This window comes from Azospirillum sp. (genome assembly GCF_035628975.1).
Lineage (GTDB): Bacteria > Pseudomonadota > Alphaproteobacteria > Azospirillales > Azospirillaceae > Azospirillum.
The window spans coordinates 75913-83642 of record NZ_DASPIS010000035.1; the positions used below are offsets into that span (position 1 = coordinate 75913).

Sequence of the window (7730 nt, forward strand, 5' to 3'; positions counted from 1 at the left end):
CCAAATTTTGCCACTTTCTCCCTATAGACCTTATCTCAAGCAACCGGCGACGCATGTCGCGCGCATCGGCGTCCCCCCTAGCGCCATCGCAGCGACGAACGGACGCCGTTCCATCGAGCATCGTCTGGCCGGACCCGGCCGGGCGCGCGGCCATCGCGAGAACCCCCTCGCGGTGGCCTTTTTCTTTGCGTGGCTCTTGCAGCGGCGACGCCATTCTTGCTCCGGCTTTTCCCCCGCCCTGTGCTATAGCAGCGCCTCCCTCAATCGGAAGCGCGACCCGTCACCATGCCCGTTTTCTCCGGATCCGAGCTGACCTGCCTGCGCGGCGACCGGCTGGTCTTCACCGGGCTGGAGTTCCGCATCGCTCCCGGCGGCGCGCTGGTGCTGCTCGGCCCCAACGGCAGCGGCAAGTCCAGCCTGCTGCGGGTGATGGCGGGCCTGCTGAAGCCGCTGCGCGGCACGCTCGGCTGGGACGGGGTGTCGATCGCCGAGGATCCCGACGGCCACCGGGCGCGGGTGCAGTATGTCGGCCATCTGGACGCGGTGAAGCCGGTGCTGACCGCGGCGGAGAACCTCGCCTTCTGGGCGGCGCTGGCCGGGGCCGCCGATCCGGCCGCAAATGCGCGGACGGCGCTCGACCGGCTGGGGGTGCCGCACATCGCCGGGGTGCCGGGCCGCTACCTGTCGGCCGGGCAGAAGCGCCGGCTGAACTTGGCGCGGCTGCTGGCCGCACCGGCAACCTTGTGGCTGCTCGACGAACCGACCGTGGCGCTCGACCGCGCCGCCATCGCCCTGTTCGAAGGGCTGATCGCCGAACACCGCGCCGAGGGCGGCATGGTGGTGCTGTCCACCCACACCGACATCGCCACCCCCGGCGGCGAGGAACTGCATCTGGACGACTTCACCCCCTACGCCGACGATGAAGAGGGTGGCGGCGAAGACCTTGAAGAAGAGGGAGCCGGGCCATGAACCGTTTCCTGCGCCTTGTGGCGCGCGACCTGCGGCTGGCCCTGCGCCAGGGGTCGGACGCCACCATCGCCGTCATGTTCTTCGTCCTGTGCGTGGTGCTGTTCCCCTTCGGTGTCGGGCCGGAGCCGAACATCCTCGCCCGCATCGCCGCCGGGGTGATCTGGGTGGCGGCGCTGCTCGCTTCGCTGCTGTCGCTGGAGCGGCTGTTCCAGACCGATTACGAGGACGGCTCGCTGGAGCTTCTGTCGCTGTCCTCCCTGCCGCTGGAGGCCGCGGTGCTGGCGAAGACGCTGGCCCACTGGCTGGTGACCGGCGTGCCGCTGATCGTCGCCGCCCCGCTGCTGGCCGTCCTGCTGAACATGGATGCGCAAGGATTCGGCGTGCTGGTGCTGACCCTGACGCTGGGCACGCCGATCCTCAGCCTGATCGGCTCCATCGGCGCCGCGCTGACCCTGGGGGCTCGGCGGGGCGGCGTTCTGCTGTCGCTTCTCATCCTGCCGCTCTACATCCCGGTGCTGATCTTCGGCGCCGGCGCCATCGATGCCGCCATCAACAGCCTGACCCCGCGCCCGCACCTGCTGCTGCTAGCCGGCATCCTCGCCGCCGCCCTGCCGCTCGCCCCCTGGGCGGGTGCCGCCGCTCTGCGTCAGGCTGTGGAGTAGGGGAGGGAGCCTGCGTCGCCACCTTACGACTTCGGCGCCTTCTCCGGCAGCAGCTTCTCGATCGCCTCGCGGACCTTGTCCGCCTCGGGGTCGGTCATGGTGGAGAACCAGGACACCAGCTTGCCGTCCGGGCCGATCAGATATTTGTGGAAGTTCCAGCGCGGCTTGGCGAGGAAGCCCATCTCGTCCGACGCCCAGCGGTAGAAGGGGTGGGCGCCGTCGCCCGACACCACCGTCTTGTCCGTCATGGGGAAGTCGATCCGATAGTTGACCTCGCAGAAGTCCTTGATCTGGGTCGCAGTCCCCGGCTCCTGCCCGCCGAAGTCGTCGGACGGCACGCCGACCACCACCAGCCCACGGTCGCGGTAGCTCTGCCACAGCGCCTGCAGCCCCTTGTATTGCGGGGTGAAGCCGCACTGCGACGCGGTGTTGACCACCAGGATCGCCTTGCCCTCGTACTGCGACAGCGGCAGCGGCTGTCCGTCGATGCCCTGGAAGGTGAAGCTGTAGGCGTTGGTTGCGCTGCTGGCGGCCATGGCGCTGGTGGCTCCCATCATGGAGAAGACCGCAGCCACGGCGGCCAGTGCGACGGTATGAAAACGGGTCCGGATGGTCATCGGTGCGTCTCTGCGGCTGGGGTCGATATCGGCGGCGTCGGAGACGCGGTGGATGGCGACATCCTTACATACGATGCCTCATACGCTCTCCGGCGCCTATCGGATCAAGCGAATGGCGGAAAGGAGCCGTCATCCGCCCGCTGCATCCGGCCTACCCCTACCGGATGGGTAGCGATACTGCCCCCTGATCAACAGCTTCATGGGTAAGGATGCGCGGCGCCCAGACCGCCGCCGCAATCGTTTCCGCCGGACACCGCCCGAAAAATGTCTCACCCGGTCCAGTCCAAGCCTGAGCATAAGAGCCTATCCCATCGAAATGGGTACGCGGCCCTCCGCCGTCGCTATCCCCATCCCCGTCCTCGTCAACACCCAGCCGCCACAAGCGCAGCCGCAAGCCCATCCGAGGAGACCAGGCCGATGAACGCCGGAGCCATCATGCAGCAATCCCGGACGCCTGAAATGGCCGTGCGCCGCGTGTCCGGCGCGGTCGCCAGGACGGCCGGTGCCGCGGTTGCCGTCCTGTTGCTCGGCGCCGCTCTGTCGACGCCGTCCTTCGCCGATCCGGGGGAGCATGGCCGCGGTCATGCCTGGGGCCATCACAAGCACAAGAAGAAGCATCATCACCATGACGACGGCCCGGTCGTCATCTATGGCGCGCCGCCGCCGGTGGTCGTGGTTCCCGCTCCGCCGCCCCCGCCGCGGGTCGTCTATGCGCCGTCCTATGCGCCGCCCGCCGTCATCTACGCCCCGCCCCCGCCGCCGCCGGGCGTCAGCGTCCAGATGAACATTCCGCTCCGCTAACGACCCGCATGCTTCAAGCGCCCCGGCTGCCCGGCCATGTCCGGCCGCCGGGGCGTTCCTGCGTTCCGGCTGTGACCATCCTGTGTCCTCCCTCTCGTCCCGGTCGGCACTCCGGTCTCCTCCTGCACCTTGCCGCCGCCCGCCCACCGGTCCGCAAAGCCTGAAAAGCCTGCACCGCCAGTCCTTTCGTGACAGGACCCATCCGCACCGGTAGGATCGCGCGGCCTGTCGCGAAGGCGGTAGACCGTTCGGGTGGTTTACGGAAACTCAACCGATCTCCGGCCTTCTGTCGGTCGGATGCATCCTGCGGTCCGTGGCGGGTAGGGTTAGGGAGAAGACCGGATGTTCGTGATCATCGGTTTGGTCATCGTGGTGGTCAGCGTGTTCGGCGGCTACATCCTAGGCGGCGGCCACATGGGCGTGCTGTGGATGCCGTTCGAGTTCATGATCATTCTCGGATCGGCCGCCGGGGCGTTCTTCATCGCCAACCCCAAGTCCGTGGTCACCCACACCGGCAAGGAGCTGGGCCACCTCTTCAAGGGCCCGAAATACAAGAAGGAGGACTTCCTGGAGGTCCTCACCATGATGTACCAGGTCTTCAAGATCGCGAAGACCAAGGGCTTGCTGGCGCTGGAGCAGCACATCGAAAAGCCGGAGGATTCCCCGCTTTTCCAACAGTTCCCGAAATTCTACGGCGATCACCATGCCATCGCCTTCCTCTGCACCTATCTCCGTCTGATGTCGCTGGGCGCCGACAACCCCCACGAACTGGTCGACCTGATGGACGAGGATATCGAGACGATGCACCACGAACACCAGCGCATCGCCGACGCCATCCAGGCGGTTGCCGACGCGGTGCCGGCGCTGGGCATCGTCGCCGCGGTGCTGGGCGTGATTCACACCATGGGCTCGATCACCGAACCGCCGGAGGTGCTGGGCAAGCTGATCGGCGGCGCGCTGGTCGGCACCTTCACCGGCATTCTGGTCGCCTACGGCTTCCTCGCCCCCATCGCCAGCGGTCTGAAGAACATCTACCACGCCGAAGGCAGGTACTATCACGCGATGAAGACCGGCCTGATCGCGCATCTGTCCGGCTACGCGCCCGCAATTTCGGTCGAATACGCGCGCAACGTGCTGGAACCGGAATACCGTCCGAGCTTCGCCCAGGTGGAAGAGGCGACCTCCGCCCTGCCGCCGGCCTGATCCGGCGACCTGATTCATCGGAGGCCCCGATGCCGGACATCGACATCGCCTGGAACGAGGGCACGGTCGGCGATTGGGACGCCCTGTTCGCCCGCGCACCCCGCTCGACCCTGCTGCAGAGCTTCGCCTATGGCCGCGCCATGGGCCGCACTTATGGCCATGTCCCGCGCCTGGGCGTGATCCGCCGCGGCGGTGAGCCGCTGGGGCTTGTCCAGACGCTCGACCGCCGCATGCTGAAGCTGTTCCACGACCGCCAGTGCTACCGCGGCCCGCTCTGGCTCGATGGCACGATCCCCGATGCCGACACGCTGGAGCCGGTGTTCCGCCTTCTGCGCCGCGCCTGCCCGCGCTCGCCGCTCAGCCGCGCCAGCCTGCTGCCGGAACTGCCCGCCGGACCGGAGACGGAGGCGCTGCTCGCCCGCTGCGGCTTCCGCAAGGTCGGCCCCGGCTACCGGACCGTCTGGTTCGACCTGACCCGCAACGAGGAGGCGATGCGTGCCGGCCTTGCCCGCGACTGGCGCCAGCGTCTGCGCGGGGCGGAGAAGGCCGGTCTCGTCCTCGACGTCGATTGGAAGGCAGACAACCTGCCCTGGCTGATGAAGCAGGAGCACGACCAGGCACTTGGCAAGGGCTTCCGCGCCATGACCGGGCCGCTGGCCGTCCGCCTGCGCAATGCCATGGTCAAGGGCGGCGGCCGCACCGACGGGGCGCTGATGGTGACGGCGCTAGACGGTCGCAAGCCGGTCGCTTGCGGCCTGTTCTTCCGCCACGGCGTCTGCGCCACCAGCCAGATCAGCTGGGCCGACGAGTCCGGCCGCAAGAGCGGCGCCATGCGGCTGGTGTTGTGGAAGGCGATGCAGGAGTTGAAGCAGCGTGGCGTCCGCACGCTCGACCTCGGCGGCATCAATCCCGACACAGCTCCCGGCGTCACCGAGTTCAAGCTCGGCACCGGCGGGGAGGCGGTGGAGACCGTCGGGCAGTATCGCTGACCCTGACGCCCCTGATGATCTTTGCCTGATGATGGCCTGATCGGATCCGGCTATCCTTACCTGCCTGCCGACCCGACACAGCCTTTCCGCACGGGATGTCCGCCATGTCCGACCTCGAACCGTTGAAGCCCGGCGAAGCAGACGTCGCCATCGAACGCGCGATGCAGCAGCGGCCGAAGGCGATGATCATCCGTGAAAAGCTGCAGAAGATGCTGGATGACGAGAACACCGCGCGGCAATTCGTCGGGGCCATCCGGAACATGATGAACAAGGAATAGGCGCAACCGTGCGGCCATCACCGGCGGCCCCATCACCGGCGGCCCCATCACCGGCGGCCATTGCCGCCGGCATGCCGATCAGCGGCCGGCCATCAGCAGCTTGTGGCCTTGTTGCAGCCCTTCTCCTCCGGGGAGGCCGGCGCCGGGGTGCGCGCCAGTTGCAGGCCGCTGCGGGACTCCTCGAACAGCTTGTCGATCGCCCGCCGGGCCTGTTGGAAGTTCTGGAGTTCCCGCCCCTCCAGCTTCTCGCCGGTCGGCAGGTCGACGGAGCGCGGGTTCACCTGATGCCCGGCCTTCAGCACCTCGTAATGAAGGTGCGGACCGGTTGACCGCCCGGTGGTGCCGACATAGCCGATGATGTCACCCTGATCGACCCGCGCACCGCGTCGGATCGACTTGGCGAAGCGGCTCATATGGGCGTAGGCGGTGGCGATCTCGGTGTTGTGGCGGATGCGGACATAGTTGCCGTAGGAACTGTTGCGCTCCGCCAGCTCGATGGTGCCGCGGCCGGCGGCATAGATCGGCGTTCCCGACGGCGCCCCGAAATCGACGCCCTTGTGCATCTTGCTGAAGCCGAGGATCGGGTGATGGCGCATGCCGAAGCCCGACGTGATGCGGGCGCCGTCGATCGGGGTACGCAGCAGGGCGCGGCGGATGCTCTCGCCGTCGCCGTTGTAATAGTCGATCCGCCCGTCGCGGCTCTTGAACCGGTAGATCGGCATGTCGTCGCCGCTCAGCGTCAGCGACGCGTACAGCAACTCGCCTTCGCCCGCCTCGGTGCCGTCGGCGGTGACCAGCTTCTCATACATCACCTCGAACCGGTCGCCCGGCTGCAGGTCGCGCTGGAAGTCGACGTCATAGGAGAAGTTCTGGAGGAAGGCCATCATGACCGAGATCGGAACCCCGGCCTGCGCCCCCGCTTCGAACAGGCTGGAGCGGATGACACCCTGCGCCGCGACCGGCTTGCGCGTCACCGGCTTCTCGATCTGGCTGGACGTGAAGCCGGCGTCGCCCTTGCGCGCGATCGACACCGACCGCAGCGGATCGGGCGCGAACTCCAGGCCTACGAACTTGCGGGCGCCGCCGCGGCGCGGTTCGAACAGAACCGTGACGCGCTGGCCGACCTGGAGGCGGCGCGGGTTGTAGACGTCGCGCAGAGCGGCGACCGCATCATGGGCGTCGTTCGCCGGCACATTCGCTTCGGTCAGCAGATCCATCAGCGTGTCGCCGCGGCCGATGGACAGGGTGCGGCGGTCGACCGGACCGGTGGGACCGCCATCGCTGGTGCCGTCGTTGCGTTTGGCATCGTCCTTGGCCTCGGACGCGTCCTCCGCTCCCGTGTTCGGCTTGACCGCAGGCTTGTAGGCATGGGGCCCGCGTCCGTTCGGCGCATCGGCGCCGCGCGCGGAAACCGCCGCAGGCGTCATGGCACCGGCCGTCATGATGGCAAGCAAGGCGAGCGTGGGAAGGCGGGAGAGCCTCGAACGCACCGTCATCCTCCTCCTGTAACCCCTGGGGCTGCCCAGCAGGCGGCCGGCTATGGCCATCACCGAAGGTGTTAAGCCTTTGGATCGGACGATGCTGGACCGGTCCGACCCTGTCAACCGACACAAGACCGCAGGGATGAACCCTATGGGAACACTATGGATTGGCGCGCTCGGACGGTCGCCGGCCACGCCGCGGTTGGTGGGTCGTTCCCTTACACTGAATCCGCTCCACGCTCCGGTGAAAAACGAACCGTCAGGAATTTTTCATCGAAGCGCAAAAAACCGCTTGCCAGTTTTGGGGGAGGGCGCCTATAACCCGGTCCACCGACGGCGGGGCGCTGAACGACAGCGCGGCGCCGGAGGAGAAACGGAAGCAAGAACAGCAGCTTAGCTGTTTAATCTTCCGGCTTCGACCGAAATGTCTCCGGCCCACTCTGGTCCGATCCCCGAAACGGGAGGCGGAAGAGCGGCCGGTGCGGCACGTTTCAGTGCTGCGGGTTCTTTGACAAGTTTATACCGTGTTGTGAGAAGGGATGCGCAGGCGGCGGCAGTTGGTAGCCGTTGCGGCCTTGGGGTGTAGGTTCCCGGAAGGGGATCGGCACGATGAGGATCGTCTGTGCATCTTTTGAGCAGAGAAACTGTATCAGTATCGACGTTTCAGGAGATCGCGTCAGGCGGTCCTGTCAGTCGTGGATTTCGGTCCGCGATCTGAACCTGAGAGTTT

General features: G+C 67.2%; 8 protein-coding genes. 6 read left to right on the plus strand and 2 right to left on the minus strand.

Annotated features, from left to right (window positions below):
- Positions 1 to 285 precede the first annotated feature (285 nt).
- Both ccmA and ccmB read left to right on the plus strand, forming a co-directional pair.
- Positions 286 to 969: a heme ABC exporter ATP-binding protein CcmA gene (gene ccmA / locus VD964_RS08010; protein WP_324867342.1), complete on the plus strand. Its 684-nt coding sequence runs from the start codon at positions 286 to 288 to the stop codon at positions 967 to 969.
- On the plus strand, positions 966 to 1631 hold the full coding sequence (gene ccmB, locus VD964_RS08015) for a heme exporter protein CcmB (protein WP_324867344.1): 666 nt from the start codon (positions 966 to 968) through the stop codon (positions 1629 to 1631). The genes ccmA and ccmB overlap by 4 nt, the downstream gene beginning before the upstream one ends.
- A gap of 23 nt (positions 1632 to 1654) precedes the next feature.
- Here the strand turns inward: ccmB and VD964_RS08020 are convergent, their stop codons facing one another.
- The gene (locus VD964_RS08020) at positions 1655 to 2248 is read right to left on the minus strand and encodes a glutathione peroxidase (RefSeq protein WP_324867346.1); all 594 of its coding nucleotides are present in this window, start codon (positions 2246 to 2248) and stop codon (positions 1655 to 1657) included.
- A 417-nt stretch (positions 2249 to 2665) separates the two neighbouring features.
- Here VD964_RS08020 and VD964_RS08025 point away from each other — a divergent pair, with 417 nt between their 5' ends.
- The 4 genes from VD964_RS08025 (at position 2666) to VD964_RS08040 (ending at position 5519) form a co-directional block, all read left to right on the plus strand.
- Positions 2666 to 3049: a hypothetical protein gene (locus tag VD964_RS08025; protein WP_324867348.1), complete on the plus strand. Its 384-nt coding sequence runs from the start codon at positions 2666 to 2668 to the stop codon at positions 3047 to 3049.
- A gap of 342 nt (positions 3050 to 3391) precedes the next feature.
- Entirely contained in the window at positions 3392 to 4252 is an 861-nt protein-coding gene (motA, locus tag VD964_RS08030) for a flagellar motor stator protein MotA (protein ID WP_194914455.1), read from the plus strand.
- A 29-nt stretch (positions 4253 to 4281) separates the two neighbouring features.
- Positions 4282 to 5241, plus strand: coding sequence for a GNAT family N-acetyltransferase (locus VD964_RS08035; RefSeq protein WP_324867350.1), 960 nt, complete (start codon positions 4282 to 4284; stop codon positions 5239 to 5241).
- 104 nt (positions 5242 to 5345) lie between these two features.
- Positions 5346 to 5519: a hypothetical protein gene (locus VD964_RS08040; protein ID WP_310110591.1), complete on the plus strand. Its 174-nt coding sequence runs from the start codon at positions 5346 to 5348 to the stop codon at positions 5517 to 5519.
- A gap of 92 nt (positions 5520 to 5611) precedes the next feature.
- On the opposite strand, the gene VD964_RS08045 is transcribed toward VD964_RS08040, so the two are convergent.
- Positions 5612 to 7015 (minus strand): M23 family metallopeptidase, encoded by a 1404-nt coding sequence (locus VD964_RS08045; RefSeq protein WP_324867353.1) that lies wholly within the window; start codon positions 7013 to 7015, stop codon positions 5612 to 5614.
- Positions 7016 to 7730 lie beyond the last annotated feature (715 nt).

Coding starts and splice junctions, on each gene's coding strand:
- ccmA (WP_324867342.1), top strand. CDS start 286: ATGCCCGTTTTCTCCGGATCCGAGCTGACCTGCCTGCGCGGCGACCGG.
- ccmB (WP_324867344.1), top strand. CDS start 966: ATGAACCGTTTCCTGCGCCTTGTGGCGCGCGACCTGCGGCTGGCCCTG.
- VD964_RS08020 (WP_324867346.1), bottom strand. CDS start 2,248: ATGACCATCCGGACCCGTTTTCATACCGTCGCACTGGCCGCCGTGGCT.
- VD964_RS08025 (WP_324867348.1), top strand. CDS start 2,666: ATGAACGCCGGAGCCATCATGCAGCAATCCCGGACGCCTGAAATGGCC.
- motA (WP_194914455.1), top strand. CDS start 3,392: ATGTTCGTGATCATCGGTTTGGTCATCGTGGTGGTCAGCGTGTTCGGC.
- VD964_RS08035 (WP_324867350.1), top strand. CDS start 4,282: ATGCCGGACATCGACATCGCCTGGAACGAGGGCACGGTCGGCGATTGG.
- VD964_RS08040 (WP_310110591.1), top strand. CDS start 5,346: ATGTCCGACCTCGAACCGTTGAAGCCCGGCGAAGCAGACGTCGCCATC.
- VD964_RS08045 (WP_324867353.1), bottom strand. CDS start 7,015: ATGACGGTGCGTTCGAGGCTCTCCCGCCTTCCCACGCTCGCCTTGCTT.